This is a genomic window from Microbacterium sp. Leaf436 (assembly GCF_001424715.1).
Classification (GTDB): domain Bacteria; phylum Actinomycetota; class Actinomycetes; order Actinomycetales; family Microbacteriaceae; genus Microbacterium.
In genome coordinates this window covers 630,601-657,255 of record NZ_LMRB01000001.1, presented here as the reverse complement: position 1 = coordinate 657,255, position 26,655 = coordinate 630,601, and the positions used below count along the sequence as shown (strand labels likewise).

The 26,655-nt window shown below is 73.0% G+C and carries 25 protein-coding genes and 2 riboswitches; of the genes, 14 read left to right on the top strand and 11 right to left on the bottom strand.

The genetic code is table 11. The features are described from left to right. Positions 1-127: 127 nt before the first annotated feature. From ASG45_RS03160 to ASG45_RS03150, 3 genes are all read right to left on the bottom strand, one after another. Positions 128-913: an energy-coupling factor transporter transmembrane component T family protein gene (locus tag ASG45_RS03160; protein WP_055832791.1), complete on the bottom strand. Its 786-nt coding sequence runs from the start codon at positions 911-913 to the stop codon at positions 128-130. Beyond that, the gene (locus ASG45_RS03155) at positions 910-2,358 is read right to left on the bottom strand and encodes an ABC transporter ATP-binding protein (protein WP_055832790.1); all 1,449 of its coding nucleotides are present in this window, start codon (positions 2,356-2,358) and stop codon (positions 910-912) included. Before ASG45_RS03155 ends, ASG45_RS03160 begins: the two co-directional genes overlap by 4 nt. After that, on the bottom strand, positions 2,358-2,993 hold the full coding sequence (locus tag ASG45_RS03150) for an ECF transporter S component (RefSeq protein WP_055832789.1): 636 nt from the start codon (positions 2,991-2,993) through the stop codon (positions 2,358-2,360). The genes ASG45_RS03155 and ASG45_RS03150 overlap by 1 nt, the downstream gene beginning before the upstream one ends. Continuing rightward, positions 2,985-3,095, bottom strand: a riboswitch (TPP riboswitch). It overlaps the preceding gene by 9 nt. Before the next feature lie 36 nt (positions 3,096-3,131). On the opposite strand from ASG45_RS03150, the gene ASG45_RS03145 reads away from it, so the two are divergent. The 7 genes from ASG45_RS03145 (at position 3,132) to thiD (ending at position 10,414) form a co-directional block, all read left to right on the top strand. Continuing rightward, complete coding sequence (locus ASG45_RS03145; RefSeq protein WP_055832788.1) at positions 3,132-4,715, top strand: D-alanyl-D-alanine carboxypeptidase family protein; 1,584 nt, start codon at positions 3,132-3,134, stop codon at positions 4,713-4,715. Between the two features lie 5 nt (positions 4,716-4,720). After that, a complete protein-coding gene (locus ASG45_RS03140) occupies positions 4,721-5,077 on the top strand; it encodes a GntR family transcriptional regulator (RefSeq protein ID WP_055832787.1) in 357 nt (118 codons plus the stop codon). A 143-nt stretch (positions 5,078-5,220) separates the two neighbouring features. Beyond that, on the top strand, positions 5,221-6,552 hold the full coding sequence (locus ASG45_RS03135; RefSeq protein WP_055832786.1) for an HNH endonuclease: 1,332 nt from the start codon (positions 5,221-5,223) through the stop codon (positions 6,550-6,552). Positions 6,553-6,681: 129 nt separating this feature from the next. After that, positions 6,682-7,347, top strand: a complete 666-nt coding sequence (locus tag ASG45_RS03130) for an SDR family oxidoreductase (protein ID WP_055832785.1) — start codon at positions 6,682-6,684, stop codon at positions 7,345-7,347. A gap of 100 nt (positions 7,348-7,447) precedes the next feature. Next, positions 7,448-7,539: riboswitch (TPP riboswitch) on the top strand. Next, positions 7,531-8,337: a hydroxyethylthiazole kinase gene (thiM, locus tag ASG45_RS03125; RefSeq protein WP_055832784.1), complete on the top strand. Its 807-nt coding sequence runs from the start codon at positions 7,531-7,533 to the stop codon at positions 8,335-8,337. It overlaps the preceding riboswitch by 9 nt. Continuing rightward, on the top strand, positions 8,334-8,978 hold the full coding sequence (gene thiE / locus ASG45_RS03120) for a thiamine phosphate synthase (protein ID WP_055832783.1): 645 nt from the start codon (positions 8,334-8,336) through the stop codon (positions 8,976-8,978). The genes thiM and thiE overlap by 4 nt, the downstream gene beginning before the upstream one ends. Continuing rightward, positions 8,975-10,414 (top strand): bifunctional hydroxymethylpyrimidine kinase/phosphomethylpyrimidine kinase, encoded by a 1,440-nt coding sequence (gene thiD, locus ASG45_RS03115; RefSeq protein ID WP_055832782.1) that lies wholly within the window; start codon positions 8,975-8,977, stop codon positions 10,412-10,414. The genes thiE and thiD overlap by 4 nt, the downstream gene beginning before the upstream one ends. Positions 10,415-10,454: 40 nt before the next feature. On the opposite strand, the gene ASG45_RS03110 is transcribed toward thiD, so the two are convergent. From ASG45_RS03110 to ASG45_RS03090, 5 genes are all read right to left on the bottom strand, one after another. Then, positions 10,455-10,640: a DUF5302 domain-containing protein gene (locus tag ASG45_RS03110; RefSeq protein WP_055832781.1), complete on the bottom strand. Its 186-nt coding sequence runs from the start codon at positions 10,638-10,640 to the stop codon at positions 10,455-10,457. A gap of 106 nt (positions 10,641-10,746) precedes the next feature. Continuing rightward, positions 10,747-11,673 (bottom strand): J domain-containing protein, encoded by a 927-nt coding sequence (locus ASG45_RS03105; RefSeq protein WP_055832780.1) that lies wholly within the window; start codon positions 11,671-11,673, stop codon positions 10,747-10,749. An 87-nt stretch (positions 11,674-11,760) separates the two neighbouring features. Continuing rightward, positions 11,761-12,288, bottom strand: a complete 528-nt coding sequence (locus tag ASG45_RS03100) for a hypothetical protein (protein WP_055832779.1) — start codon at positions 12,286-12,288, stop codon at positions 11,761-11,763. Then, positions 12,285-13,136, bottom strand: a complete 852-nt coding sequence (locus tag ASG45_RS03095; protein ID WP_055832778.1) for an LssY C-terminal domain-containing protein — start codon at positions 13,134-13,136, stop codon at positions 12,285-12,287. Before ASG45_RS03095 ends, ASG45_RS03100 begins: the two co-directional genes overlap by 4 nt. Before the next feature lie 120 nt (positions 13,137-13,256). Next, positions 13,257-14,321, bottom strand: a complete 1,065-nt coding sequence (locus tag ASG45_RS03090; protein WP_055832777.1) for an enoyl-CoA hydratase/isomerase family protein — start codon at positions 14,319-14,321, stop codon at positions 13,257-13,259. Positions 14,322-14,408: 87 nt separating this feature from the next. Between ASG45_RS03090 and ASG45_RS03085 the strand changes: the two genes are divergently transcribed. The 3 genes from ASG45_RS03085 to ASG45_RS03075 all read left to right on the top strand — a co-directional run bounded on the left by ASG45_RS03085 (position 14,409) and on the right by ASG45_RS03075 (position 17,418). After that, complete coding sequence (locus tag ASG45_RS03085; RefSeq protein ID WP_055832776.1) at positions 14,409-15,680, top strand: ABC transporter ATP-binding protein; 1,272 nt, start codon at positions 14,409-14,411, stop codon at positions 15,678-15,680. Further along, on the top strand, positions 15,677-16,495 hold the full coding sequence (locus tag ASG45_RS03080; protein ID WP_055832775.1) for an ABC transporter permease: 819 nt from the start codon (positions 15,677-15,679) through the stop codon (positions 16,493-16,495). The genes ASG45_RS03085 and ASG45_RS03080 overlap by 4 nt, the downstream gene beginning before the upstream one ends. A gap of 104 nt (positions 16,496-16,599) precedes the next feature. Next, positions 16,600-17,418, top strand: a complete 819-nt coding sequence (locus ASG45_RS03075) for a sulfite exporter TauE/SafE family protein (RefSeq protein WP_055832774.1) — start codon at positions 16,600-16,602, stop codon at positions 17,416-17,418. A gap of 44 nt (positions 17,419-17,462) precedes the next feature. Here the strand turns inward: ASG45_RS03075 and ASG45_RS03070 are convergent, their stop codons facing one another. Then, on the bottom strand, positions 17,463-17,852 hold the full coding sequence (locus ASG45_RS03070; protein WP_055832773.1) for a hypothetical protein: 390 nt from the start codon (positions 17,850-17,852) through the stop codon (positions 17,463-17,465). Positions 17,853-17,993: 141 nt separating this feature from the next. Between ASG45_RS03070 and cofG the strand changes: the two genes are divergently transcribed. From cofG to cofC, 4 genes are all read left to right on the top strand, one after another. Continuing rightward, positions 17,994-20,474: a 7,8-didemethyl-8-hydroxy-5-deazariboflavin synthase CofG gene (cofG, locus tag ASG45_RS03065; RefSeq protein ID WP_055832772.1), complete on the top strand. Its 2,481-nt coding sequence runs from the start codon at positions 17,994-17,996 to the stop codon at positions 20,472-20,474. Beyond that, complete coding sequence (locus ASG45_RS03060) at positions 20,471-21,961, top strand: flavin-containing monooxygenase (RefSeq protein WP_156459344.1); 1,491 nt, start codon at positions 20,471-20,473, stop codon at positions 21,959-21,961. Before cofG ends, ASG45_RS03060 begins: the two co-directional genes overlap by 4 nt. Beyond that, positions 21,958-22,968 carry a glucose-6-phosphate dehydrogenase (coenzyme-F420) gene (gene fgd, locus ASG45_RS03055; protein ID WP_055832771.1) on the top strand — a complete coding sequence of 337 codons (1,011 nt, stop codon included), beginning with the start codon at positions 21,958-21,960 and terminating at the stop codon, positions 22,966-22,968. Before ASG45_RS03060 ends, fgd begins: the two co-directional genes overlap by 4 nt. 217 nt (positions 22,969-23,185) lie before the next feature. After that, positions 23,186-23,815, top strand: a complete 630-nt coding sequence (gene cofC, locus ASG45_RS03050; RefSeq protein ID WP_235561551.1) for a 2-phospho-L-lactate guanylyltransferase — start codon at positions 23,186-23,188, stop codon at positions 23,813-23,815. 185 nt (positions 23,816-24,000) lie between these two features. Here cofC and cofD read toward each other — a convergent pair whose 3' ends face one another. Beyond that, positions 24,001-24,966 (bottom strand): 2-phospho-L-lactate transferase, encoded by a 966-nt coding sequence (gene cofD / locus ASG45_RS03045; protein WP_055832770.1) that lies wholly within the window; start codon positions 24,964-24,966, stop codon positions 24,001-24,003. A 281-nt stretch (positions 24,967-25,247) separates the two neighbouring features. Next, a complete protein-coding gene (gene hemL / locus ASG45_RS03040; RefSeq protein WP_055832769.1) occupies positions 25,248-26,588 on the bottom strand; it encodes a glutamate-1-semialdehyde 2,1-aminomutase in 1,341 nt (446 codons plus the stop codon). Positions 26,589-26,655 lie beyond the last annotated feature (67 nt).

The following is a 26,655-nucleotide window of genomic DNA, read 5'->3' as shown; positions in this document are numbered from 1 at the left end:
CCCCGATGTCGGAGAACGGCACGCGACCTGAGCGTTCTCTTCCCCCCTCACCCCCCGTTGAGTGTCCAAAACACGCCGCGCAGCGCCCCCGGGCCGCGGCGTGTCCTGGACACTCAACGGAAGTCGGTCACGTCCCCACCACGCGGAACGCCCCCGTCACCACCGCCGCCGCCAGCGCGACGGCGATGAGCGCGACCGCGCCGGCGAGGGCCACGGCATCCCGACCCGACAACGTCGACGCGCGCGACCACGTGCGCTCGACGTCGGCGCCGAAGCCGCGGGCCTCCATGGCCGTGGCGAGGGTCGTGCCGCGGCGCACGGCGAAGACCAGCAGCACGAACGCCATCGACAAGAAGCGGCGCACGGCCCCGCGGTCGCCCAGACCGCGGGCACGGCGGGCCAGGGTCATCGTGCGCCAGTCGTCGACGAAGAGTCCGACCGTGCGGGCTCCGGCGAGCACGCCCAGCACGAAACGACTCGGCAGTTTGGCGATCTGGGCGAGGGCGTCGGCGACCTCGGTCGGGTCGGTGCGGGCGAACAGCAGCAGGGTCGGCAGAGCCAGGGCGAACACGCGCAGCAGCACGGCCACCGACAGCGAGAGGGAGTCGTCGCTGATCGTGGCGAAGAGGAACGAGCCGTACACCGTTCCTCCGGGACGGGCGTACAGCAGCATGCTGACCGCAGCGACCGGGGCGAACAGCGCGATCGGCAGCAGGCGTTTCGCGAGCGTGCGGTAGCCGACGCCCGTCAGCGGCACGAGCAGCAGCTCGAGCACGATCGCGGTCGCCGCGCTCACCACGTCGATCGAGGCGAGCAGCGGAACCGACAGCACGAGGGCGATGGCGATCTTCGTGACGGGGTTCACGCCGTCGAGCCAGGCTGTCCTGCGCACCTCGACGGTCGCGCCGGTCACGCCGCGCCCCCGAGCGGGATGCGGTGCTGCCCGAGGTGGCGCACCACGTCGGCGTCGTGCGTGACGGCGACCACCGTGCGCCCGCGCGCGATCTCGCGCTGCAGCAGTCCCACCAGCTCGCTCCAGCCGCGGCGGTCCTGCCCGAACGTCGGCTCGTCGAGCACGATCACCTCCGGAGACGCCGCGAGCACCGTCGCCACCGACAGCCGCCGCTTTTGCCCGCCCGACAGGGTGAAGGGGTTGGCCAGGGCGAGGGATGCCAGATCCAACCGCTCCAACAGCTCGTCGACGATCGCGTCGACCTGGGCCGCCGGCATCCGCAGGGCTTTCGGTCCGACGGCGAGCTCGTCGCGCAGGGTCGCCGCGAGGAACTGGTGCTCGGGCTCCTGGAAGACCGTGCCGATCCGCGTGAGCAACTCGGTCGACCGCCACCGCGAGGGCCGTCGCCCCCCGCGGGCGGCGAGCGACTCGGCGGCGACGACCTCGCCCGACAGCTCGGGCAGAAGTCCCGCGAGTGTCAGCGCGAGCGTCGACTTGCCCGCGCCGTTGGGGCCGGTCACGACCGTGCCCGCGCCACGAGGGACGACCACGTCGAGCCCGGATGCCACGACCGTGCGCTTGTCGCGCCCGATCGACAGCGCCGCGGCCGAGAGCACGGCATCCGGGGTCTCGATCGGAGCGAGCACGGGGAGGTCGACCGGGCGACCGGGCACCCAGACGCCCGCCGCGGCGAGCGCGTCGCCGTGGTCGGCGAACACCCGCGCCGGCGGGCCGTCGGCCAGCACACCGCCACCGGGGGCGAGCACCACCACCCGCGTCATGAGGTCGGCCCAGACGGCCGTGCGGTGCTCGATGAGCACGACGGTCGTCCCGTCGCTGCGCGCGATGTGCTCGACCGCCCGGCGCACCTCGGCCACGCCCTCGGGATCGAGGTTCGCGGTCGGCTCGTCGAGCAGCAGCAGTCCGGGGCGCATCGCGAGCACGCCCGCCAGCGCCAGACGTTGCTTCTGCCCGCCCGACAGCGCCTTGGTGGGGCGGTCGAGGGGAACGTCGAGACCCACGGATGCCACGGCCTCGGCCACCCGCGCGGGGATCTCGGCCGCGGGGAGGCCGAGGTTCTCGCACCCGAAGGCGACGTCGTCGCCCACCTTGGACAGCACGATCCCCGCCTCGGGGTCTTGCAGCACCAGGCCGATGCGGCCTCGCTGCGACTCGGGGGCGGCGCCGTCGACGAGGATGCGCCCCGTGCGCTCGCCCTCGTCACTGCCGCCGAGCAGGCCCGCGAGTCCCGCGAGCAGCGTCGACTTGCCGGCCCCCGAGGCGCCGAGCAGAAGCACGCGTTCGCCGGGCTCGACGATCAGGTCGACGTCGCGGGTGGCGGGGAGCTTGCGGCCGGCGTAGCGCCAGCCCCATCCCTCGACGTCGACGCGGGCGGGGCCCGTCATCAGACGTCGCGGCGCAGTTCCCGCCCCACGGCGAATCGGCTGAGCGCCCCGGTGGCGGCGAGCGCACGCACGAGGAGCCAGCCGACGAGGCCCGCCAGCAGCGCGCCCGAGATCACCAGGGTGCCGAGGTACAGCAGGTTGAATTCGAGAGACTTCACGATGTTGGGCGAGAGGAACAGCTCGAGGATCCAGGCGCCGACACCGGCGCCGACGCCCGCGAGCATCGCGACGGGGAGCGTGAAGCGCAGGTAGAGGAAGGCGAGGAAGATCAGCTCGGCACCGAGGCCCTGCGCGAGGCCCGAGAAGATCGTGCCGATGCCCCAGACGTTGCCGATCAGGGCCGACACGACCGCCGCGATCAGCTCGACGAGAAGGGCGGCGCCGGGCTTTCGAATGATGAGCCCGCCGATCACCCCGCCGATCAGCCAGATGCCGACGGCGATGCCGCCGAGGCCGGGGGTGAGGCCGTCCATGGCGGCGAACCACAGACCGCCGACGGTGTTCCAGCCCCAGAACACGAGACCGATCGCCACGCCCAGCACGGCGGCGACGACGATGTCGACGACGCGCCACTGGAAGCGATTCGCCGGGGCGACCGCCGAGCGGTTCGCGGGGGCAGACGTAGACGTGTGCATTGTGCTCCTCCCTGCGCCGGCATGATCCGGATCAGGTTCGACGGTCGAAGCGTGGATTCGCTTCCTCTCAGCCCGGCTCACCGGACTCCCGTGGTTGTCGTGACGAGTATAGGGGTGCGCCCGGGGTAGCGTGGGCGGGTGCACGAGCAGACCCCGGAGACACGGCGCGCGCGGCGTGACCCGGCGGACCCCGCGCCCGAGGGTGAAGCGACACCGGATGCCGGGATCCCGCCCGTGACGGCGGACGGCACGGCCACCGCGGAGCCCGGTGCAGAGGCAGCTGCTCCCGGCGCGGACACATCTGCTGCCGTCGCGGCCGGGGCCCCGGCATCCACACCGCCCTCCGACGCACCGCCCTCCGACGCACCGGCCGCGGAGCCCACCTCGGCCGCCTTCGCCGCCCTGGGCTGGGTCGATCCCGCCGAGGCCGGCGCCGCGCGACCCGCACCGGCGTTCGTGGTCTCGGGTGCGACCGTGCGTCAGGCCGACCTGCTCGCCGGCACCCGCCGCCGCATCCTGCGGCCGGCCACCGTCGTGCCGACGGTCCTGCTGATCCTGCTCGTCGCCGGCTACGCGGCGGCGACCCTGCTGTGGCCGCTGACCGCCGTCGCCCCCACCGTGCGCGCCGTGGCCGTGCAGCCCACGGCCGCTCCCTCCGCCGTGCCCGCGTGGCCCGCGCAAGGAGAAGCCGCGATCGCCATCGACGGCGTGCCCGAGACGCTGTCGTCGTCGGCGAGCGCGCCGGAGTCGATCGCGAGCATCACCAAGGTCGTCACCGCCCTCGTCGTGCTCGACCGACTCCCCCTGGCTCCCGGCGAGCAGGGCAAGTCGTACGCGTTCACGCAGGCCGACAGCGCCGATTACTGGCAGTACCGCGGCCGCGGCGAATCGTCGCTCGACGTTCCCGTCGACGGCAGTCTCACCGAGCTGCAGATGCTGCAGGGCATGCTCATCGCCTCGGCGAACAACTACGCCCAGCGGTTGGCATCCGACCTCTTCCCCTCGGATGCCGAGTTCGCGGCCGCCGCCACTGCGTACCTCGCCGAGCGCGACATCACCGGAGTCACCATCGTGAACCCGACGGGGATCGAGGCGGGCAACACGGCCACTCCCGCCGCCCTCATCGCGCTGGCGGAACGGGCCCTGGCCAATCCCGTGATCGCCGAGATCGTGCGGACCCCCGAACTGACGCTCCCCGGTGCGGGCACGTTCAAGAACGGCAATGCGCTGTTGGCCGATCCGGGAATCGTCGGGGTGAAGACCGGCACCCTCGACGCGTGGAACCTGCTCACCGCCAAGGACATCGCGGTCGGCGGCACGACGGTGCGCGCCTACGCCGCGGTGCTCGGCCAGCCCGGACCCGACACGCGCAATCAGGCGGCGCGCGACCTGTTCACGCGCATCGAGCAGGAACTGCAGCCCCGCCCCTCGGTGACCGCCGGCACCGTCGTCGGCAAGGTCGAGACGCTGTGGGGCCCCGACATCGACGTCGTCACCGACGCCGACGCGACCGTCGTGCTGTGGAACGGCGGCGCCGCGAAGCACACCGTCGACTTCGACCTGGGCGACGCGCGGGAGCCCGGCACCACGATCGGCACGCTGACCGTGACCGGCCCCGTCGACGCCGACACCGTCGACGCGCAGCTCACGGGCGAGATCGAACCGCCCGACCCGTGGTGGCGCCTCACCCACCCCCTCGACCTCTTCGGACTGAACGGCTGACGGTCATGGACTTTCGACTGGATGCCGCCTCCCCCACCCCGCCGTTCGAGCAGGTGCGCGCGCAGATCATCGCCGCGATCGACGACGGAACGCTCGTCGCCGGCACCCGGCTGCCGCCGGTGCGCACTCTCGCGGGCGACCTGAACCTCGCCGCCAACACCGTCGCCCGCGCCTACAAGGAGCTGGAAGAGGCGGGGTACGTCGAGACGCGCGGCCGCGCCGGCACGCTCGTCAAGGGCACCGACGCCGCATCGTCGCGCGCCGCCCAGGCGGCACGGACGTACGCCGAGACGGTGCGCCGCCTCGGCGTGGATCCGGGCGACGCGGTGGAGCTCGTGCGCGCGGCGCTGCGCGACGGCTGACGGGATCGCGGCGCTCGCGCCGTGGGCGCGGAGCGTCATCACGGGCAAGCACCCCTCCTCCACAGGCGAGGAAAGTGCAGATCCGTCCCCGGAACGCTCCTCGCGGACCGCCCAATGTCGGAGGTCCTCGCTAGCATGCACACATGCACATCGACACCTCACCGACAGGCCCGAAGGGCGGGGCGAAAGCCCTCTCCGCGGTGCTCGCCGAGGTGCTCCGTACCGGTGCCGATCTGGCCGCGGCCGAGGTTCGGCGCACCCGCGCGCTGGCCGAAGCGGGGCACCTCGCGCTCGGCGCCATGGCCGACCGGCCCCCGTCGGGGCGGGTGGCCGAGATGGCGTTGCGCGAAGTGGCGTCCGAGCTCGCCGCCGCCGAGAATCTCTCGGACCGCAGCATGCAGACGCAGATCAACGCGGCGATGACGCTCGTCGACGACTACCCCGCCACCCTCGCGGCATGGGAGGCCGGCGCGATCGGTCGACCTCACGTCCGCACGATCCTCGACGCCGGCGACCCCCTCCCTCCCGACGTCCGCGGCGAGTTCGACGTGCTGGCCGTGGCGACCGCCGAGGGACTGAGCCCCGGGCGCCTGCGTTCGCGTCTTGCTGTTCTCGCCGAGCGGCTGCAGCCGACCACCCTCACCGAGCGCCACCAACGGGGTCGAGAGACGCGGGGAGTGCGCATCGTGACCGGCAGCGACGGCATGTCCGATCTGGTGTCGACCCTGCCGACCGTTCTGGCCGTGGGCGTCTACGACCGACTCACCCAGCAGAGTCGGGCGCTGATCGACGCGCGCGGCGAGACCACGGTGTCGGTCGCCGACGAACGCACCATGGCGCAGGTGCGGGCCGACGTGCTGGCCGATCTGCTGCTGACCGCCGCACCCGAGGCCGATCCGACGCGGGGCGATGACGGCCCCGGTGTCCTGGGGGTGATTCGCGCTCGGGTGCAGGTCGTCGTGCCCGCGCTCACCATGATCGACCCGGGCAACGAGAACCTCGAGCCCGCCGAACTCGTCGGGCACGGCCCCATCGACGCCGACACGGCGCGCAGCCTGGCCGAGTCGACGACCGTTCCGTGGGACCGCGTCATCACGCACCCCGTCACGGGCTCCGTGCTGTGCACCGACACCTACCAGCGCACCTCCGCGATCGACCGGTTCCTGCGGGCCCGCGACCGACACTGCCGCTGGCCCGGGTGCACCGTCCCCGCGGTCCGCTCCGAGGTCGATCACACCCACGACTACGCCCTCGGCGGCGCCACCGAGGTGGGCAACCTCAGCCACCTCTGCCAGCGACATCACACGCAGAAACAGTTCACCCGCTGGACGGTCAGACAACTGGCCGGTGGGGTGCTCGAATGGACGAGTCCGACCGGCCGGGTCTACAGCGACGAACCGCTCCCCTACTCGCCGGCGGTGAGGTTCCTGCCCGACGACCCCTCCCCGCCCGAACGAGAACGCGCCCCCTTCTGAGCACTCTGGGGTGCAGGCCCTCTGCCCGCCGGTTTCCGCGCCCGAACCGACGAGTCGCACTCTCCAGCGCCCACGACCCCACCACCGCGTACTCGCGCACCCCCGAGCGCCCGCTCTACGCTCGACTCCATGCCCCTCGCCCTCGTCACCGGCGCCGCGCGCGCGAACAGCATCGCCGCGGGCATCGTCCCGCGCCTCGAGGCCGACGGCTGGGAGGTCGTCACGAGCGACCTCGCGACCGGCGACTACCCGTGCGATCTGTCGAGCCCCACCGCCCCGACCGATCTGATCGCCCGGATCTCGAGCGAACGCGGACCCCTCCATGCGCTCGTGCTCAGCCACGCGCACGACGTGGAGACCGGCATCCTCGACACCACCGCCGAGAGCTTCGACCACCACGTCGCCGTCAACGCCCGCGCCTCACTGCTGCTGATCGCCGCGTTCGCCCGCCAGGTCGATGCCGGCGGTGGCGCGATCGTCGCCTTCACGAGCGACCACACCACGGGCAACCTTCCCTACGGCGCATCGAAGGGTGCCCTGGATCGCATCGTCATCTCGGCCGCCCGCGAGCTCGGACCCCGCAACATCTCGGCCAACGTCGTGAACCCCGGCCCCATCGACACCGGATGGATGGATGCCGAGACCCGCGACGCCCTGACCGGGTACCACCCGCTCGGCCGCATGGGCACCCCGCGAGACGTCGCGGGTGTCACGGCCTTCCTGCTCTCGGAGCCGGGGCGCTGGATCAGCGGTCAGCTGCTGCAGACCGACGGCGGGTTCTCCGCGCGATACTGAGCGGCGCGGTACCGACCGTCGCCGTAGTGGCCGTCGCGGTACTGGCCGTCGCGTCACTGACCGTCGCGGTACCGACCGTCGCGCCTGTGCTAGCGTCACCGGCAGTGACACGGGGTGCCCTTCGGGGCTGAGAACACACCCGTCGAACCTGATCTAGTTCGTACTAGCGAAGGGATGTCGCGAATGGTCGTTCGCACGTCGTCGTCTCCGTCCGCCCCTCTCACCGCACCCGCTGCGGCGCTCGCGGCGCTGCGCGAAGCCGCGCCGCTCACGCAGTGCATCACCAATGCGGTGGTGACGGGCTTCACCGCCAACGCCCTGCTGGCCCTCGGCGCCGCCCCCGCGATGTGCGACATTCCGGGCGAGGCAGGCCTGTTCGCCGGGATCGCGGGCGGAGTGCTCGTGAACCTCGGCACCCCCACCGCCGAGCAGCGCGAAGCCGCCCGCGAGGCCGTTCGGGCGGGAACCCCGTGGGTGCTCGATCCGGTCGCGGTCGGTGCGCTGCCCGTGCGCACGGCGCTCGCGCACGAGCTGCTCGACGCACGCCCGGCGATCATCCGCGGCAACGCGTCCGAGATCCTCGCCCTCGCGGGATCCGGCGCCGGCGGGCGGGGCGTCGATGCGACTGACTCCACCGACGACGCCCTCGAGGCCGCTCGCGCGCTCGCCCTCCGCACCGGCGGCACCGTCGCCGTCTCGGGAGAGACCGACCTGATCGTGGATGCCGAGCGCACGGCGTCGGTGCCCGGCGGCAGCATCCTGTTGACCAGGGTCACCGGCGGCGGCTGCGCCCTGGGGGCGGCGATGGCGGCCTTCGTCGCCGTCGTGCCGCCCTTCGACGCGGCCGTGGCGGCGAGCGCGGTCTGGGCCGTCGCGTCGGAACGCGCGGCAGCGCTCAGCCGGGGACCCGGGTCGTTCGCGGTGGCGTTCCTCGATGAGCTGGCCGCCGTGCGCCCCGCCGATCTCGACGGCCGGGTGCGACTCTCGTGAGCGACCTGTCGCTCCACCTCGTCACCGACCACCGCGTGCCCTTCGCTCGACTGCGCGACATCGTCGACGCGGCCGTCGACGCGGGCGTCACCGTCGTGCAGCTGCGCGACAAGGTCGCCTCGGGCCGCGAGCTGTTCGCCCGCACCCTCGACCTCGCCGACGTGGTGGCCGGTCGCTGCGCGTTCGTCGTCGACGATCGCCTCGACGTCGTGCTGGCCGCCCGCGACCGCGGCGCCCGGGTCGACGGCATCCACCTCGGCCAGGACGACGTGCCGATCGGTTCGGCGCGCGCCCTGCTGGGAGTCGACGCCCTGATCGGATGGACGGCCCACACCCCCGCGCACCTCACCGCCGCGGCGGCGTTGCCCGCGGGCACGGTCGACTACCTCGGCGTCGGCGTCATCCGCGCGACGACGACGAAGCCCGACCATCCGCGACCGCTGGGCATCGACGGGTTCGCCGAGCTCGCGGCCTCGACCGCGTCGCCGTGCGTCGCGATCGGCGGGATCGACGTCGACGACGTCGCCGCCCTGCGCGCGGCGGGAGCGGCGGGGGTCGCTGTGGTGTCCGCCGTGTGCGCGGCCGACGACCCGGGCGCCGTCGTGCGGCGACTGCGTGCGGCGTGGGGAGCCGAAGGGTGAACGGGTCGAGCCCGCGCGTGCTGAGCATCGCCGGCACCGACCCGACGGGCGGCGCCGGCATTCAGGCCGATCTCAAATCGATCGCCGCGTTCGGCGGCTACGGCATGGCGGCGGTGACGGCGCTCGTCGCGCAGAACACCTCGGGCGTCCGCGACGTGCACGTGCCCCCGACGATGTTCCTCGACGCACAGCTCCGCGCCGTGAGCGACGACGTCGAGATCGACGCGGTCAAGATCGGCATGCTCGGCTCGGCCGAGGTGGTCGCGACGGTCGACGCGTGGCTCGCCGACGTGCGTCCGCCCGTCGTCGTGCTCGACCCCGTCATGATCGCCACCAGCGGCGACCGCCTGCTCGACACCGATGCCGAAGCGGCCGTCCGCGCCCTGTGCCGACGCGCCGACCTCGTCACCCCGAACCTCCCCGAGCTCGCGGTGCTGGTCGACGAGCCCGTCGCGACGACGTGGGAGGCCGCCGTCGTCCAGGCGCAGACGGTCGCGGCCCGCGCCGACACCGCCGTGCTGCTGAAGGGCGGCCACCTGGGCGGCGCGGAGAGCCCGGATGCCATCGTCGACGCCACCGGCGTGCACGTCGTGCCCGGCCCCCGCGTCGCCACCCGCCACACCCACGGCACGGGATGCTCCCTGTCATCGGCGATGGCGACCCTGGCCGCTCACGGGCTGAGCTGGCCCGAGGCCCTGACGCGGGCGAAGCGGTGGCTCACCGGCGCGCTCGAGCACGCCGAGGCGCTCCACGTCGGCGCGGGGAACGGCCCCATCGACCACCTGCACGAGCTCCGTCCGCACATCGACCTCGGCCGCTCGTGGAGCAGCGAGCGGTGGGAGGCCACGGCCTCGACCCGCGCCGACGTCGACGCGTGCGCGTTCGTGCGGGGCTTGGCATCCGGAGACCTCGACCGCGGCGCCTTCGAGTGGTACCTCGGCCAGGACCTGCTGTACCTGCGCGAGTACGCGCGGGTGCTCGCGCGCGCCGCGGCCCTCGCCCCCACGGTCGACGAGCAACGCTTCTGGGCCACGGCGTCGGTGTCGTGCCTGGTCGAGGAGGCGGCGCTGCACCAGTCGCACGTCGACCCCGCGGGGCTCACTCCCGCTCCCGCGACCTCGGCGTACACGGACCATCTGCACGCGGCATCCATCGCCGGGTCCTACGCGGTGCTGGTGGCCGCGATCCTGCCGTGCTTCGTGCTGTACACCGACATCGGCGTCCGTTGGCGCGGCACGTTCACCGATGGGCATCCCTACGCCGATTGGCTCACGTCGTACGGCGACGAGGCGTTCGCGACCTCGTCGGCCGAGGCGTCGCTCATCGTGGATGCGGCCGCCCGAGAGGCCTCCGCCCGCACCCGTGCGGCGATGGCCACCGCGTACGACCGGTCGATGCTCCTCGAGCTGGCGTTCTTCGAGGCCCCGCTCGTGTGAGGGGCCGGGGCCCCTCACACGCCCGCGACGCGGGGTGGGATCATCCCCCGCTCTTGCGGCGGAACTCCCTCTTGGTGACGGCTCCGTGCGTTCCCTGCACGGCGGAGTTTCCGTCGAGGTGCGCCTGACCGGAACGGTGCTGGCCGTTCTTCTTCTCGAGCGCTTCTTTGAACTTGCGCTTCATGTCGTCGGATGCCGAGGCGTCCGAGGTCTCGTCGGTACTCATTCCTCCACCCTAGGCACGTGGGGGCGGACTGTCTCGCGGGCCGGGCGAGAACGCCGCGACCGGCGAAGCGGCGGGAGAGCGTCGGAAGCCCCTCGGGAGACGCCCCTCAGACGTGACGCACGCGCTGCTGCAACCGCGTGCGGATGTCGAACAGCTCGGTGCCGCCGACCTCGCGCGCCCCGGTGATGCCGCGCCGCAGCAGGGTGGTCAGGGCACTGCGCGTCACCAGGGCGACGGGGGTTCCGCGCACCTTTCCGAGCTCGGTGATGGCGTCGAGCACGGCGTCGTCGGGCAGCACGACCATCGCGCCGCTGAAGCGCACACCGGCGGCCCGCGCGATCACGCGGGCGCGCGACACGAGCTCGGTCACGGGCGACCCGATGACGTGGGCCCCCGAGATCTCGCCGCGGCGCACCCCGACGGGGCCGCCGAAGTCCTCGCTCAGCAGGGCGTACAAGCCGCTGGGGCCGAGCACCAGATGGTCGAGCTTCTGCTCGGGATCACGCCCGTCACGATCGGCGAACACGTCGTGCCACACCGTGTAGCCCATACCCAGCTCCGAGACGAGACGCGCGGTCTCCTCCTCGGCGAGCGCGTCGGCGAGGATGTGGCGGATCTCGGGCGGCGCCGAGCGCACGAGGGCCGGGTCGTACGGGTCGGCGATGTCGACGCCGCGGCCCACCCACTCGCGGATCAGGTCGAGGTACCGTTCGCGCCGCCACCCGCCGGGCTGGCCGTGCGATCGGGCGCGCGGGCGCGTGTCGGCGGGGCGCGAAGGACCGGATGCCGAGACCCCGCCGCCCCACTCCCCGGGCACCGTTCCGCGACCACGGTCGTAGGCGCTGCGGGCCTCGGGCGTTCCGATGAGCTCCCACGCGCGCTGCACCTGCACGAACAGGGCCGCGTCGCCGCCCGTGTCGGGGTGCGTCTCGCGCAGGCGCACGCGATACGCGCGACGCAGGCCTTCGTCGTCGACGTCGGGCGCCACGCGGAGCACCTCGTATGCCGAGGACGACATGGGGCTGTCGAACACGTCCGTCTTCCGTTCCGCCGCGGGCGAGCGGCACCTCTCAGGCTAACCCGCCGAGATCCCCCGGGGTCGCGAGCGCCACCCGGTAGCTCAGCGCCAGCGATCCTTCCGCCGCGCGTACGCCGCCGCATCGCGGCTCGACAGGGCCAGCAGCACGAGCACGTCGAGGCTCAGGGTCGCCAGCGTCGTGCGCACCGTGATCTCCTCCCCCAGCTGCCACCAGCCGGTGAACGCCGCCGAGATCGACACCACCGAGATGAGCATCACGGCCACGCGGGCGAGGTTGCTCCCCCACAGCAGCAGGATGCCGAACACCACCTGCACCACGAAGATCGTCGCGAGCACACCGGCGAACAGACCGAAACCGACGTCGAGGTCGGACAGGGTCAGGGTGTCGGGCTCGATGGCCGAGCCGTTCGCCGCTCCCGCCACCGCCCGCATCCACGAGGGGAGCCCGAACACGACGGTCGCCCCCCAGAGCACCCCGGCCACCGCTCGCAGCAGCACCAGCACCGCACCGGCGACCGTCGCGACGGGGCGACGCATGGCCGGGTCGACGGGCACGGGGGCGGCGAGGGGTTCGAAGGCCGCGCGCTTGCGGGGGTGCCGGGTGATCACGGTCGCACCTCCGTCGAGGCGGCGGGGGTCACGGCATCCGGGATCTGCACGGCCCGCACGTCGACGATCGGCAGGTCGCCGTCGGTGGTGATGCTGTCACCGCCGCCGTTGCGCGAGTGGTACCCGGTCGCGAAGTCGCGGATGACGTCGACCGCCACCGCGGGCACGGCGGTGACGCTGGCGACGATGTGGTCGCGCTCGATGTCGGTGTCGGCGTCGATGCGGTGGGTCACCTGCAGCGTGAACAGCGACAGGCCCACGGCCCGGTCGAACGTGCCGGCGGCGAGCCAATCGACCCGGCGCCCTCCCGGCAGCAGCCATCCCTCGGGGCACCTCCACAGGCGCACGTGGTGGCGTTGGGCGGGAGAGCCCGCGACCTCCTGCTGGTAGGCCAGGTCCTGCATGCGTCCGAAGAGGAAGAGCGGGCTGACGGGGGCTCGCGGATAGCTGCGGCGCCGCAGCGTCGAGGCGATGATGCGCCATGACGAACCCAGGCTGACCGGGTCGGCGGGGATCCAGCCGGCCTCGGCCATGACCGCTTCGATGCGCGCCCGGTCGCCCTGGAACGCGAGGTTGACGGGGTCGCCGAGCAGACCGTCGGAGGTGCGGGTGCGGCCCATGAAGTAGTCGGGCACGTAGATCGCGGTGAGGATCCGGTGCAGTCGCGGCAGCACCAGGTAGGCGAGCAGACCCCAGAACGCGATCGCCATGAGTACCCCGCCCCACCCGAGCCGGAACGACTGCGTGAAGCTCAGGTAGGCCAGCCAGATCGCGGCGAGACCGGCGAAGACGAAGAAGAACCCGTCGAGGGCGTGTCCGAACGACCAGCGTCGCCGCGGCGCGGTCATCTCGTCGCCGCCCGCGAGTCGCTCCCCGCGCCGAAGGCCGGGGGCACGGCGATCACGGGGACAGAAGACGTCACGGCCGAGGGCACGGCGAGCACGGGAAGAAGAGAGATCATGGCCGGGTCACCACAGCGCCGGGTTCGGCTCGTACGCGAAGGCCTCGGCCACGCGGTCGGCGGGGAGATCGTCGAGGCTGGCCGGCGACCACGACGGCGAGCGGTCCTTGTCGACGACCTGCGCGCGGATGCCCTCCACCAGGTCGGGCTGCGTCTGGGCGAACCACATCACGAGGCCGTACTCCTGGGCGAGGGCCGCGCGCAGCGACGGCAGGGCGCGCGCCCGGCGCACCGCCTCAAGCGTCACGGCGAGCGCGGTCGGCGCCGACGCGGTCAGCAGCTCGGCCGTCTCGCGGGCCTCGGACTCGGGCCGCGCACGCAGACGGTCCACGATGGCGGGAACGTCGTCGGCCGCGAACGCGTCGTCGATCCATTCCCTCGCCGCGATCAGCCTCGACGGCTCGGGACTCTCGTCGAACAGCAGCACGAGCTCCGTCGGGCTCGACGGGTCGGCGCGGTTCTCGAGGGCTTCGTACAGGGCCTCGAGGTGGGCTGCGGGCACCATGTGGTCGGCGAAGCCGGCGTAGATCGCGTCGGCGGCATCCATCGACCCCCCGGTCAGTCCGAGGTACTCGCCCAGGCGACCGGGCGCGCGGGCCAGCAGCCAGGAGCCGCCCACGTCGGGCGTGAAGCCGATGCGCGTCTCGGGCATGGCGAGTCGCGACCGGTCGGTGACGACGCGGATGGCCGCGTGGCCGGCGAGGCCGATGCCGCCGCCCATGCACACGCCGTCGGCGATCGCGACCACGGGCTTGGCCGAGGTGGCGATGAGGTGGTCGAGCGCGTACTCCTCGCGGAAGAACGCGTGCACCTCGTCGCCGCGCCCTCCGACGACCATCTCGTGCAGAGCGCGCACGTCGCCGCCGGCGCAGAATCCGCGCTCGCCGGCCCCGTCGAGCAGCACGACGTCGACGTCGGTGTCGCGCTGCCACCGGTCGAGCGTGAGGGTCAACGCGCGGATCATGTCGAGGTCGAGCGCGTTGATCGCGCGCGGACGATTCAGCGTCAGACGAGCGAGGCCCCGCCTCGACCGCACGAGGACGCTGTCGTCATCGGTTCGCTGAGCGTGCACGGTGCCACGTTACACACGCCCCGAGATGGGTTTTCGGCCTCGGATCGGGGAAGATAGGCGGAACGCCCATCGAACGAGAGGTGCCCGATGCCCGACGGACAGGTGCTCGAGCTCAACGGGCTCACCAAACGCTTCGGAGCCGTCTCGGCGGTCGACGGTCTCGACGCCCGCATCGAGCCCGGCCAGGTCACCGGCTTCCTGGGTCCGAACGGCGCCGGCAAGACCACGTCGCTGCGCATGCTGCTGGGCCTCGTGCAGCCCACCGCGGGCACCGCCACCATCGGCGGCAAGCGCTACGCCGACCTCGCCTCGCCGCTGCAGAGCGTCGGCGCCGCCCTCGAGGCGTCGAGCTTCCACCCCGGCCGGTCGGCCGCCAACCACCTCAAGGTCTACGCGCGCGCGGCGTCGCTGCCCGTCTCGCGCGTCGACGAGGTGCTGGGCTTGGTCGGTCTCGCCGACGTCGCCGGACGCCGCGTGGGCGGCTTCTCGCTCGGCATGCGCCAGCGCCTGGGCCTGGCCACCGCGCTGCTCGGCGACCCCGGTGTGCTCGTGCTCGACGAGCCGTCGAACGGCCTCGACCCCGAGGGCATCCGGTGGATGCGTTCGCTGCTGCGTCACCTCGCCGAAGAGGGACGCACGGTGCTCATCTCGTCCCACCTGCTCGCCGAGGTGCAGCAGACCGTCGACGCGCTGCTGATCATCTCGCGCGGTCGCCTGGTGTTCCAGGGCGGGGTCGAAGACCTCGCCGACCCCGAGGAGTACGCTACGGTCGTCGACTCCCCCGACCGCACCGCCCTGTCGAGCGTGCTCGACGAGCGCGGCATCGACTACCAGCTGCTGCGCAACGGCTACACGATCCGCCACCACGAGCCGGTCGAGATCGGCGCCCTCGCCGCGGGCGCCGGTATCGCCCTGTCGAACCTGCAGAGCAAGGGCGCCAGCCTCGAAGACATCTTCCTCGAGCTCGTCAGCGGCGTGCGCGTGCACGCGAGCGCTGCGGCGGGCGGCGCTGCGGCGGCTCCTGCTCCGACTCCGGATGCCGAGACCCCCGCGCCCACGCCGGCGCCCGAGCCCGTGCTCGCACCGGCGGCGGCCGCGACGGCGACGACTGCCACAGCCGACGAGATCTCCCCCCGACCCGACGAGTTCGACGACGACGGTCCCCGTCCCTCGACCGCGATGGTCGCCGTCATGGCCCCGCCGCGATCCGCGCGCGTCACCGCGTCGGACGGGGCATCCTCGAGCGACGACTCACCCCGCCGCTCGTACTCCGTCGCCTCGACCGGCGTGATCGACATCGTGCCCACCGCCGACCTCGACCACACGGACCAGACGCACCACACGGGGGTGCAGCGGTGAGCCTCGTCGCAGCGACACGATCCGAGTACACCAAGCAGTTCACCACCGCCGGCTGGTGGGTGCTGGCGATCGTGCTCGTCGCCTACGTCGCCTTCACGGCCGGCGTGCTCGCCTTCGTCTTCGGCGGAGTCGCTTCGGGTCGCCTCGGCGGCGCCACCGGCCCCGCGATGTCGGCCGAGGGCGTTCCGGGCCTCGTCTACAGCTCGGCCAGCGCCGTCGGATACGTGTTCCCCCTCCTCGTGGGCACGCTCATGGTCACGACCGAGTTCCGTCACAAGACGCTCACGCCGACGTTCCTCGCCACCCCGCGCCGCGGCGTGATCCTGGGCGGCAAGTTCGCCGTGGGCGTGCTGGTGGGCCTGCTCTACGGCATCCTCGGTTCGGCCGCCGCGATCGGGGCGGGCGCCGGAGTGCTGAGCATCTTCGGCATCGACACCGCCCTCGGCTCCGCCGACACCTGGGAGCTCGTGGGCCGCATGCTGCTGGCCTTCGCCCTGTGGGCACTGGTGGGCATCGGCGTGGGCACGGTGGTGCGCAACCAGGTCGCCGCCATCGTCATCGTGCTCGCCATCACCCTCTTCATCGAGCCGATCGTGCGCACCATCGGCGGCGTGGTCGAGGGCTTCGACGATGTCGTGAAGTGGTTCCCCAGCGCCGCGAGCGATGCACTGGTCGGCCAGACGATCTTCAGCTCGGTATCGACCACCGGGGCGGCGACGCTCGACTGGTGGGTCGGCGGCCTGGTGCTGCTCGGGTACGCGGTGGTGCTGGTGGTCGTGGGGATGCTCACCACCTGGCGCCGCGACATCGACTGATCGGCGATCGCCCGGCTTGCACCGACGCCGCTCGCCGACCGCCGCGCCCGTGACGGGCGACGCCGTGCATTTGGCGCCGCCGCCCACACCGGCGAGAATCAACCGTGCTCGATGGACCGGTGATCGCCGAATGGCTCCCCGTGTCGGTGGCATCCCTCCTGCTGCTGCTGGTCGCCGCGGGCGTCGCCGGATGGGTCGACGCGGTCGTCGGCGGCGGCGGACTGATCCAGTTGCCGGCCTTGGTCATCGCCGTGCCGAAAGACGTCGCGACCCCGTTCATCCTGGGCACGAACAAGCTGTCGTCGTTCTTCGGCACGCTCTCGGCGAGCGGGGTGTACCTGCGCAAGATCAGGGTGCAGCTCGTGCTCCTGCTGCCGCTGGTCGCCGGCGCGTACGCCGGTTCCACGGTCGGTGCCGCCCTCTCGCGCTTCGTCCCGCGCGAGGTGCTGACGCCCGTGGTCCTCGTCGCGGTGATCGCGGTGGCGCTGTACACGCTCTTCAAACCCCGCATGGGACTGCACCACGAGCCGCGGCACACCCGACCGGCGGCCATCGCCTGGCGGGCGGGCGTGATCGGTCTGCTGGTGGGTTTCTACGACGGCATCCTGGGTCCGGGGACGGGGTCGTTCTTCGTCATCCTGATCGTCGCCGTGCTGGGGTACGGCTTCCTGCAGGCGAGCGTGAACGCCAAGATCGCGAACCTCACCACCAACCTCGCCGCCCTGGCCGTCTACGGCGTGCACGGCGAGATCCTGCTCGCCCTGGGCTTCGCCATGGCCGCGATGAACATCACCGGCGGGTTCATCGGCGCGCACATGGCCACCCGCAAGGGCAGCGGCTTCGTGCGGATCGTGTTCCTGGTGACCCTGTCGCTGCTCGTGGTGAAGCTCGCGTGGGACACCGTGGTGCAGTTCACGGCGTGAGCGCGACCGCCGGGCGCGTGTAGCGGGCGCGTGTTCCGGGCGCGTCAGCGGACGATGTCGGCGACGTCTTCGGGCTCGGATGCCACGTCGAGACGCAGCGCCCGCAGCAGCGCCACCCCGTGCTTGGTGGTGAGCACCAGACGCTCGTACTCGTCGTGACCCGTGAGGTCGACGACGACGCTGGGTTTGCGACCGCGGATGACGACGAAGTCGTTGCCGCTCGCCGACTTCCACGTGCCCATCCCGACGGCCACCGGCAGGTTGATGCCGGGATTCGGCACGCCGCGCAGCCACGTCCAGGCGTCGTCGGTCAGTTGCACGCGCTCGATGTGCTCGCGCGGCACGACGATGTTGGTCTTGCGGAAAGACATCGCTCGCTCGGTCGGCGACAGCACGACTTCGAGCTGCGTCGAGTCGAGCAGCAGGGTCACCATGCCTTCCATCCTGCCAGCGTCGACGGGGCGCGACGGGCTCTCCACCTCACGAGAGCGCAACGATCACCCGCCGCACGCACGCGCCGCGCGAGGCCCCGCCTCACCGGCCCGGATGTCGGAGGCGAGGGATAGCCTGGGACGATGAGTACGGGCAGTGTTGCGCCGCGAGTCGCACCGGCCCGCGGCACGTCGATCGACGATCTCCTCGCGCGCATCCGCGCCGGGCACCGCCCCGACGTCGACGAGACCGACGCCCTTCTGCACGCACCGCTCGACAGCCTGCTGCCCGTCGCCGCCGCGCTCCGCGACGAGGGGCTCATCGACGCCGGCCGCCCCGGCGTGGTCACGTACTCGCGCAAGGTCTTCGTGCCGCTGACGACCCTGTGTCGCGACCGCTGTCACTACTGCGTCTTCGTCGACACCCCCGGCCAGCTGAACCTACTGCGCAAGCCCGCGTACATGAGCCCCGAGCAGGTGCTCACCGTCGTGCGGCAAGGTCAGGCCCTCGGCTGCAAAGAGGCGCTGCTCACCCTCGGCGACCGCCCCGAAGAGCGGTGGCCCGAGGCCCGCGCCTGGCTCGACACGCACGGCTTCGCCTCGACCATCGACTACGTCGCCCACATCGCGCGTCTCATCACCGCCGAGACCGGCATGCTGGTGCACGCCAACCCCGGCGTCATGCACCCCGACGAGCTGGCGGCGCTGCGGCCCGTCTCGCCCTCGATGGGCATGATGCTCGAGACCACGTCGCGACGCCTGTTCGAAGAGCCCGGCCAGGTGCACTTCGGCTCGCCCGACAAAGACCCCGACCTGCGCCTCGGCGTCATCGACGACGCCGGCGCCGCCGGCATCCCGTTCACCACCGGCATCCTGGTGGGCATCGGCGAGACGGTGCGCGACCGGGCCGAATCGCTCGTGGCGATGCGCGACCGGCACGACCGGCACGGGCACGTGCAAGAGGTCATCGTGCAGAACTTCCGCGCCAAGCCCCGCACGGCCATGCAGGGCGCGCCCGACGCCGACCTGGCCGAGTACGTCGCGGCGGTCGCCACCGCCCGGCTCGTGTTCGGTCCGCGCATGCGCATCCAGGTGCCGCCGAACCTGTCCGACCCGGGCGAGCTGGGTCTGCTGATCGCGGCGGGCATCGACGACTGGGGCGGCGTGTCGCCGCTCACGGCCGACCACGTCAATCCCGAGCGTCCCTGGCCGCAGATCGACGACCTCGCCGCCCAGACGGCCGCGCACGGCTACACGCTGCGCGAACGCCTCACCGCGCATCCGGAGTTCGTGCGCGACGCGGCGCGCTGGATCGACCCCGCCCTGCACGCTCCCCTGCGGGCGCTGGCCGATGCCGAGGGGCTCGCGGCCGACGTGACGCCGCACGCCAGCCTGCCCGAGGGCACGCACGCCGTGACGAGCGGAGGGCGAGGGACGGAGGGAGGACTCCCTCTCGACGTCGCGTCCTCCGCCCGTCCCTCGTCCTCCGCCCATCCCGGCTCGACACCCTCAGCCCACCCCGGGAGCCCCGGCGGAGCGCCCGGCGGAGTGCCCGGCAGCGACCTGGGCGTCCGCCGTCTCGCCGAGCGGGCGGCATCCGATCCCCTGTCCCTCGACGACGCCGATTGGGTGCGCCTGCTGCGCACGACCGGCGCCGAGCTCGACGACCTCACCGCCGCCGCCGACGACGCGCGCCGCTACACCGTCGGCGAGCCGATCACCCTCGTGCAGAACCGCAACCTCACCTCGACGGGCTTGCGCCGCACCGGCCGCACCGCGCCGGGCGAGTTCGACCTCGACGACGCCACGGCCATCGCCGCCGACGCCGCCGCCCTCGGCGCGACCGAGATCTGCATCCAGGGCGCGCTCCGAGGCGACGAAGACCCCGCCGGCTATCTCGACCTCGTGCGGGCAGTCAAGCGCGGGGCTCCCGGCATCCACGTGCACGCTTACCGTCCGCTCGACGTGCGCGACCTCGCCGACCGCGGCGGACTCGGTCTCGCGGGCGCCCTCGCGGCCCTGCGCGAAGCGGGCGTCGACACCGTGCCGGGCACCGGCGTGAAGGTGCTCAGCGAGCGGGTGCGCGCCCTCGTCGCGCCGGGCGACCTCGAGATCGACCACTGGGTCGAGGGCATCACCGCGGCTCACCGCGCCGGTTTCCGCTCGACCTCGGTGCTGTTCTACGGCCACGTCGAGACCGCCCAGGAGCGCATCGCGCATCTGCGGCGCCTGCGCGAGATCCAGACCGAGACCCGCGGCTTCGCCGAGTTCGTGCCCATCCCCCTGCCCGGCGGCGACGTGCCGCTGGTCGCCGACCGCGCCCCGATCGACGAGCATCGCGCGACGGTCGCCGTGTCACGGCTGATGCTGTCGGGCAGCATCCCGCACGTGCAGATCCCCTGGACCCGCGTGGGCCGAGACACCGCCGCCGTGCTGCTGCGCTCCGGCGGCGACGACCTCGGCGGCACGCTGTACGACGGACGCGTGCGGCCCGACACGGGCATCGAGCAGGGAATCGAGCTCCCGGTCGCGGCGGCCGAGCGCATCGCCCGCAGCCTCATGCGACCGTTCCGCCTGCGCACGACCGACTACCGCGTCGCCGCAGAGGGCGGAGCCCGCGCGTGAGGGTCGTCGACGTCGCGATCGTCGGCGCAGGCTTCGCCGGCCTCGCGATGGCCGGGGCGCTCCGCCGGGCCGGGCGCGACGACTTCGTCGTGCTCGAGCGCGCCGACGACGTGGGCGGCACCTGGCGCGACAACACCTACCCCGGCGTCGCGTGCGACGTGCCCGCGCACCTCTACAGCCTCGCCGCGCACCCGAACGCCGGGTGGACGCGCACCTTCGCCCCCGGCGGCGAGATCCAGGCCTACCTGCGTGACGTCGCCGATCGCGAGGACCTCGGCGATCGGCTGCGGCTGCGCACGCCCCTGGTCGCAGCGGAATGGGATGCCGCCGACGCCGTCTGGCACCTCGACACGGGTCACGAGATCCTCGCCGCGCGCTCCCTCGTCCTGGCCTGTGGACGCCTCACCGAGCCGCACGTGCCGGCCATCGACGGCCTCGAGTCGTTCGACGGGCCCCTCTTCCACTCCGCGCGGTGGGACCACGACACCGACCTCGCCGGCATGCGGATCGCGGTCGTCGGCACCGGCGCCAGCGCCGTGCAGCTCGTTCCCGAACTCGCCCGCCGTGCCGCCCACGTGACGCTCTTCCAGCGCACCCCCGCGTGGATCGTGCCGCGCGGCGGAGGCGACATCGCGCCCGCCGAGCGCGCGCACCTCGCCGCGCACCCGGGGGATCTCGCGCGCCTGCGCGCCGAGCTGTACGCCGAGGGTGAGGCGCGCTTCGCGTCACGCTCGGGTGACGCCGTGGCCTCCGCCGACGCCCGCGCCCACGCGCTCGCGCACCTGCACGCCCAGGTCGCCGACCCGGCTCTGCGCGCAGCCCTCACCCCCGACTACGCCTTCGGCTGCAAACGCGTGCTGCTGTCCGATGCGTTCTACCCCGCCGTCGCGTCCGAGGCCGTGAGCCTCGAGCCCACCGCCCTGGCCGCGGTCGACGGCTCGACGCTGACGGCGCAGAGCGGCGCGACGTACGAGGCCGACGTGCTGGTGCTGGCCACCGGGTTCACCGCCGCCGAGCAGCCCTACGCCGACCTCGTGCGCGGCGAAGACGGCACCCTCGCCGCGCACTGGGCCGAGGGCATGACCTCGTTCGGTTCCACGGTGGTCGCCGGCTTCCCCAACCTGTTCGTGCTGAACGGCCCGAACGCGAGTCTCGGGCACAACTCCTCGGTCCTCATGGCCGAGGAGCAGTCGGCGTACGTCGTGCGGGCCCTCGCCGAGCGCGACCGCCGACCCGAGCGGGTGCTGCGGGTACGCCCCGAGGTCGAGGCGGCGTACACCGACGAGATCGCCGCGGCCGCGGCATCCACCCCCTGGCTCACCGGCGGATGCCGCAACTGGTACGTCGACGACCGGTCGGGGCGGCTGACCCTGCTGTGGCCGGGCACCGTGCAGGCGTTCCATGAACGACTGGCCGGCACCGACGGGTCGGAGTTCGAACCCGCGCGCACCCCCGTGCGCGGTGGCGACGTTGAAGGAGAGAAATGACCGTTCCCCTGCGTTTCGGATACAAGGCTTCGAGCGAGCAGTTCGGACCCAACGAGCTCCTCGACTTCGGCGTGCTCGCCGAGAAGATGGGTTTCGACTCGGTCTTCCTCTCGGACCACCTCCAGCCGTGGATGCACGACGGCGGACACGCCCCCAACGCCCTGCCCTGGCTCGGCGCCCTCGGCGCGCGCACCGAGCGCGTCATCATCGGCACGAGCGTGCTCACCCCGACGTTCCGCTACCACCCCGGCGTCATCGCCCAGGTGTTCGCCACCCTCGGCGTGATGTACCCCGGCCGTGTCGTGCTGGGCGTCGGCACGGGCGAAGCCCTCAACGAGGTGACCCTCGGCCTCGACTGGCCCGAGGCGCCCGAGCGCTTCCAGCGCCTCAAAGAGGCCATCGCGATCATCAACGAGCTCTGGGCCGGCGAGCGGGTCACCTACGAGGGCACCTACTACTCGGTGAAGGATGCCACGATCTACGACCGCCCCGAGCAGAAGGTGCCGATCTACATCGGCGCCTCCGGCCCCGCGGCCACCCGCCTGGCCGGGCGCATCGCCGAGGGCTACATCACCACGAGCGGTAAAGACCCCGCGCTGTACACCGACACGCTGCTGCCCGCGCTCGACGACGGCCTCGGCAAGGCCGGCCGCACGCGCGACGACGTCGACACGCTCATGGAGGTCAAGGTGTCGTACCACCCCGACCACGACACCGCGCTCGAGAAGACGCGGTTCTGGGCCCCCCTCGCGCTCAGCGCCGACGAGAAGATGAGCGTGCACGACCCCCTCGAGATGCAACGGCTCGCCGCCGAACTGCCGATCGAGCGCGTCGCGTCGCGGTTCATCGTCTCGACCGACCCCGACGAGCACGTCGAACGCATCGCACGGTACGTCGACCTCGGCTTCCGTCACCTCGTGTTCCACGACCCCGGCCACGACCAGGAGGAGTTCCTGCGCATGTACGGCGAGGAGATCCTGCCGCGCCTGCGCAAGCGCTTCGCCTGAGCCGGATCGGCGCGGCGCGGCGGCGCGGTGGACCCAGCGGCGCCGCGGGGGCCGGCAGCTCAGCGGCGCCGCGGAGGCGGCCGCGCGAGCGGCCCGCTTGCGGGGCGCCGGTGGGCCACACTCCTGAGAAAAGGTCCCCACGCTGCCCCCCACCCTCCGAAAGCACGACCCCCAGCCAGATATCTCAGGAGTTCGGCACACAATGGAGGCGATGAACATGCCTGACGTCCCCGCCTGGACGATCATCGTGCCGGTCAAACCCGCCGCGGTGGGCAAGTCGCGCCTGACCGACGTCGGCGTCGACCGCGAGGCGCTTGCGCGCGCCATCGCGCTCGACACCGTGATCGCGGCAGCCGCGGCGGCCGGGGTCGCCCGTGTCATCGTCGTGACCGACGACGCGGGGGTGCGCGCCGAGCTCCGCCGCGCCCGCAAGGTCGAGGTCGTGCCCGAGGGAGACACCCGCGGTCTCGACGCCGCGATCGCCCTCGGCGCGGCCGCGGCCGGTGTCGCCACCGCGCGCGCCGCCCTGCTCGGCGATCTGCCGGCCCTGCGTCCCGCCGATCTCGACGCGGCCCTCGAGCTCGCGGCGTCCGTCGAGCGGGGGGTGGTTCCGGATGCCGAGACCACCGGGTCCACCCTCGTCACCGCCCGAGCGGGGGCGGTGTGGGTCTCGGCGTTCGGCGAGGACTCCGCCGCCCGTCACCGCCTGCTCGGGTGCACCGACCTGGCCGTCGAGCGTGCGTCGTCGCTCCGCCGCGACGTCGACACGGCCGAACAGCTCTCGCAGGCGGTCGCGCTGGGCGTGGGCCCGCGCACGTCGGCCGTGTTGGCGTCGGCGGCGGCCTGACCGCTCGCCCGCGCGGCCGCTCGCCCGCCCAGGCCCCGCGCCCACGCCGCGCGCGCAGCGCTCGCGCGCGGCGCCCACCGCGAACGCCGGCTCGGGCCGCAGCGCTACCGCCGAAGCGCAGGCCCCATGCAGCGCCCATCGGCGAAGCGCAAGTCCGCACACAGAGCGCACCCGCGAACGGCTCCTCAGGCGCGCAGCGCCGCCTCGGCGATCGCCGCCGAAGTCGTCTCGTCGCGCATCCACAGCGGCGCGACCACCGTGCGGATCCCCGCCGCCTCGACCTCGGGCGCGGCGGCGGCGTCTTCTTCCGCCAGCAGCCACGCATCGAGCACACCGCCGGCCGACCGTGCCGCGTAGTGCCGCGCGACGGCCGACGCCGAGGTCTCGACGCCGATCGCGGTGAGGCAGACATCGGCCATGCCGCGCACGACCCGCCCGGCGATGATCGGCGAGACGCCCACCACCCGCGCCGAGGTCGCCCGCAGGGCCTCACGCATTCCGGGGACCGCGAGGATCGGACCGATCGACACCACCGGGTTCGACGGCGCCAGCAGCACCACGTCGGCCTGGGCGATGGCATCCACGACACCGGGGGCGGGCACGGCGTCGGCGATCCCGGGATTCTCGAAGGCGCGCGGAGTGAGCGTGGCGCGGTGCCGCGTCCACCACTCCTGGAAGTGCAGCCGTCCCCCGTCCTCGAGCAGCACGTGCGTGTCGACCTCGGTGTCGGTCATGGGCAGCAGTCGCACGCCGAGCGGCCAGCGCTGCGCCATGCGGGCCAGCACCTCGGTGGGGGTGAGGCCGTCGCGCAGCCAGCCGGTGCGGGCGAGGTGGGTGCCCAGGTCGAGGTCGCCGAGCGTGAACCACGGCCAGCCCGCCCCCCAGGCCTGGAGTTCTTCGTTGACCCGCTCCGTGTCGCCCGCGCGTCCCCACCCGCGCTCGGTGTCGTTGACCCCGGCGAGGGCGTAGGTGAGGGAATCGACGTCGGGCTGCAGGCGCACACCCGACAGCCACAGGTCGTCGCCCGTGTTGACGACGACGGTCGCGTCGGGGGCGCCGAGGCGCCGCAGCGCCGCACGGACGCCGAGCGTGAACTTCGACCCTCCGACTCCACCGGCGAGGACGACGACACGGGGCTGGGGAGAAGTCATGCGTCCAGTCTTCCACCGGGCCCGGGGACGAGCCCGTCGTCGAGCTCAACTCGGTCGGGCGCCGCCCCCTCCGCGGGGGCAGGGCTGCCAGGTGGCGCGCCGACGCCGCGGGGCCATCGACGTGGGCCACCACGCCGAAAGTCGCGCGAGGAACGCCGAGAAGGAGGGCGGGGCGGCGTGGGCGGGGAGCATGATCCCAGCCTCGTCGCCCGGGTCCGCCCGCACATCATCACGAAGGACGAAACCGCTCCCTCGCGAGGATGACCCCGGCGCGGCCGCCGTTACTGGGCGAGCAGCGTCGGGTCCAGGGCCTCCGCCGCCGCCTTCGCCGCGCCCGGCAGCGCGTCGACCACGTGCGCGAGGGCGTCGTCGTCGTGCGCCGCGGTGAGGAACCACGCCTCGAACACGCTCGGGGGCAGCGCGATGCCGGCATCCAGCATCGAGTGGAAGAACGCGGCGTACCGCCACGACTGCTGGGTGAGCGCCGTGGCGTAGTCGAGCGGGATCTCGGGCAGGAACGCGACGCCGAACAGCGAGCCCGCGCGCGGGATCGCGTGCACGACCCCCTCGGCGCTCAGGGCGGCGTCGAGCGCGTCGGCGACCCGCTCGGCCGCGGCGTCGACGGTCGCGTAGACCTCGGGCGTCGCGAGGCGCAGCGTCGCCAGGCCCGCGGCGACCGACAACGGGTTCCCCGACAGCGTGCCCGCCTGATACACCGGGCCGAGGGGCGCGAGGTGGTCCATGATCTCGGCGCGACCGGCCAGGGCGGCCAGCGGCATGCCCCCGCCGACGACCTTGCCGTAGGTGAGGATGTCGGGCAGGTACGTCTCGCCTCGCGAGGCCTGGAGCCCCCAGAAGCCGGCTGGGTGCACGCGGAAGCCCGTGAGCACCTCGTCCATGATGAGCAGCGAGCCGTGGCTGTGCGCGATCTCGGCGAGCGCGGCGTTGTAGCCCGGCAGCGGCGGCACGACGCCCATGTTGGCCGAGGCCGCCTCGACGATGATCGCGGCGATGTTCTCGCCGTGCACCGCGAACACCTCGCGCACCGCGTCGAGGTCGTTGTAGGGCAGCACGAGCGTCTGTGCGGCGATGGGCGCGGGAACGCCGGCCGAGCCGGGCAGGGCGAGCGTGGCGACCCCCGATCCGGCGGCCGCCAGCAGCCCGTCGGAGTGACCGTGGTAGTGCCCGGCGAACTTGATGAGCAGGTCACGGCCGGTGACGCCGCGCGCCAGTCGGATGGCGGTCATGGTCGCCTCGGTGCCGGTCGAGACCAGGCGTACCTTCTCGATCGGTGCCAGATCGCCGACCTGCACGCGGTGGGCGATCAGGTCGGCCAACTCGACCTCGGCCCCCGTCGGCGCGCCGAAGGACAGACCCCGGGATGCCGCCGACCGAACCGCCTCGACCACCTCGGGGTGCGCGTGGCCGAGAAGGGCCGGACCCCACGAGGCGACGAGGTCGACGTACTCGCGACCCGTGGCATCCGTGATGCGGGGCCCCGACGCCGACTGCATGAACCGCGGCGTTCCGCCGACGGACCCGTAGGCGCGAACGGGTGAATTCACGCCGCCCGGGATGACGTCTTTGGCGCGGGCGAACCACTGGTCGTTGAGATCGGTCATGCGTCAATTCTCCCGGGTGCACGCGTGTGAGTCGCCAAGATCTGTCGCTTCCGCGGACAGCGAAGCG

What these genes read in the sequence shown, in the direction of transcription:
- cofG (WP_055832772.1), top strand. Translation starts at nt 17,994, where the DNA reads ATGAGTACGGGCAGTGTTGCGCCGCGAGTCGCACCGGCCCGCGGCACG.
- hemL (WP_055832769.1), bottom strand. Translation starts at nt 26,588, where the DNA reads ATGACCGATCTCAACGACCAGTGGTTCGCCCGCGCCAAAGACGTCATC.
- ASG45_RS03150 (WP_055832789.1), bottom strand. Translation starts at nt 2,993, where the DNA reads ATGCACACGTCTACGTCTGCCCCCGCGAACCGCTCGGCGGTCGCCCCG.
- ASG45_RS03140 (WP_055832787.1), top strand. Translation starts at nt 4,721, where the DNA reads ATGGACTTTCGACTGGATGCCGCCTCCCCCACCCCGCCGTTCGAGCAG.
- thiM (WP_055832784.1), top strand. Translation starts at nt 7,531, where the DNA reads ATGGTCGTTCGCACGTCGTCGTCTCCGTCCGCCCCTCTCACCGCACCC.
- ASG45_RS03085 (WP_055832776.1), top strand. Translation starts at nt 14,409, where the DNA reads ATGCCCGACGGACAGGTGCTCGAGCTCAACGGGCTCACCAAACGCTTC.
- cofD (WP_055832770.1), bottom strand. Translation starts at nt 24,966, where the DNA reads ATGACTTCTCCCCAGCCCCGTGTCGTCGTCCTCGCCGGTGGAGTCGGA.
- ASG45_RS03155 (WP_055832790.1), bottom strand. Translation starts at nt 2,358, where the DNA reads ATGACGGGCCCCGCCCGCGTCGACGTCGAGGGATGGGGCTGGCGCTAC.
- ASG45_RS03135 (WP_055832786.1), top strand. Translation starts at nt 5,221, where the DNA reads ATGCACATCGACACCTCACCGACAGGCCCGAAGGGCGGGGCGAAAGCC.
- ASG45_RS03095 (WP_055832778.1), bottom strand. Translation starts at nt 13,136, where the DNA reads ATGACCGCGCCGCGGCGACGCTGGTCGTTCGGACACGCCCTCGACGGG.
- ASG45_RS03070 (WP_055832773.1), bottom strand. Translation starts at nt 17,852, where the DNA reads ATGGTGACCCTGCTGCTCGACTCGACGCAGCTCGAAGTCGTGCTGTCG.
- ASG45_RS03130 (WP_055832785.1), top strand. Translation starts at nt 6,682, where the DNA reads ATGCCCCTCGCCCTCGTCACCGGCGCCGCGCGCGCGAACAGCATCGCC.
- ASG45_RS03110 (WP_055832781.1), bottom strand. Translation starts at nt 10,640, where the DNA reads ATGAGTACCGACGAGACCTCGGACGCCTCGGCATCCGACGACATGAAG.
- fgd (WP_055832771.1), top strand. Translation starts at nt 21,958, where the DNA reads ATGACCGTTCCCCTGCGTTTCGGATACAAGGCTTCGAGCGAGCAGTTC.
- cofC (WP_235561551.1), top strand. Translation starts at nt 23,186, where the DNA reads ATGCCTGACGTCCCCGCCTGGACGATCATCGTGCCGGTCAAACCCGCC.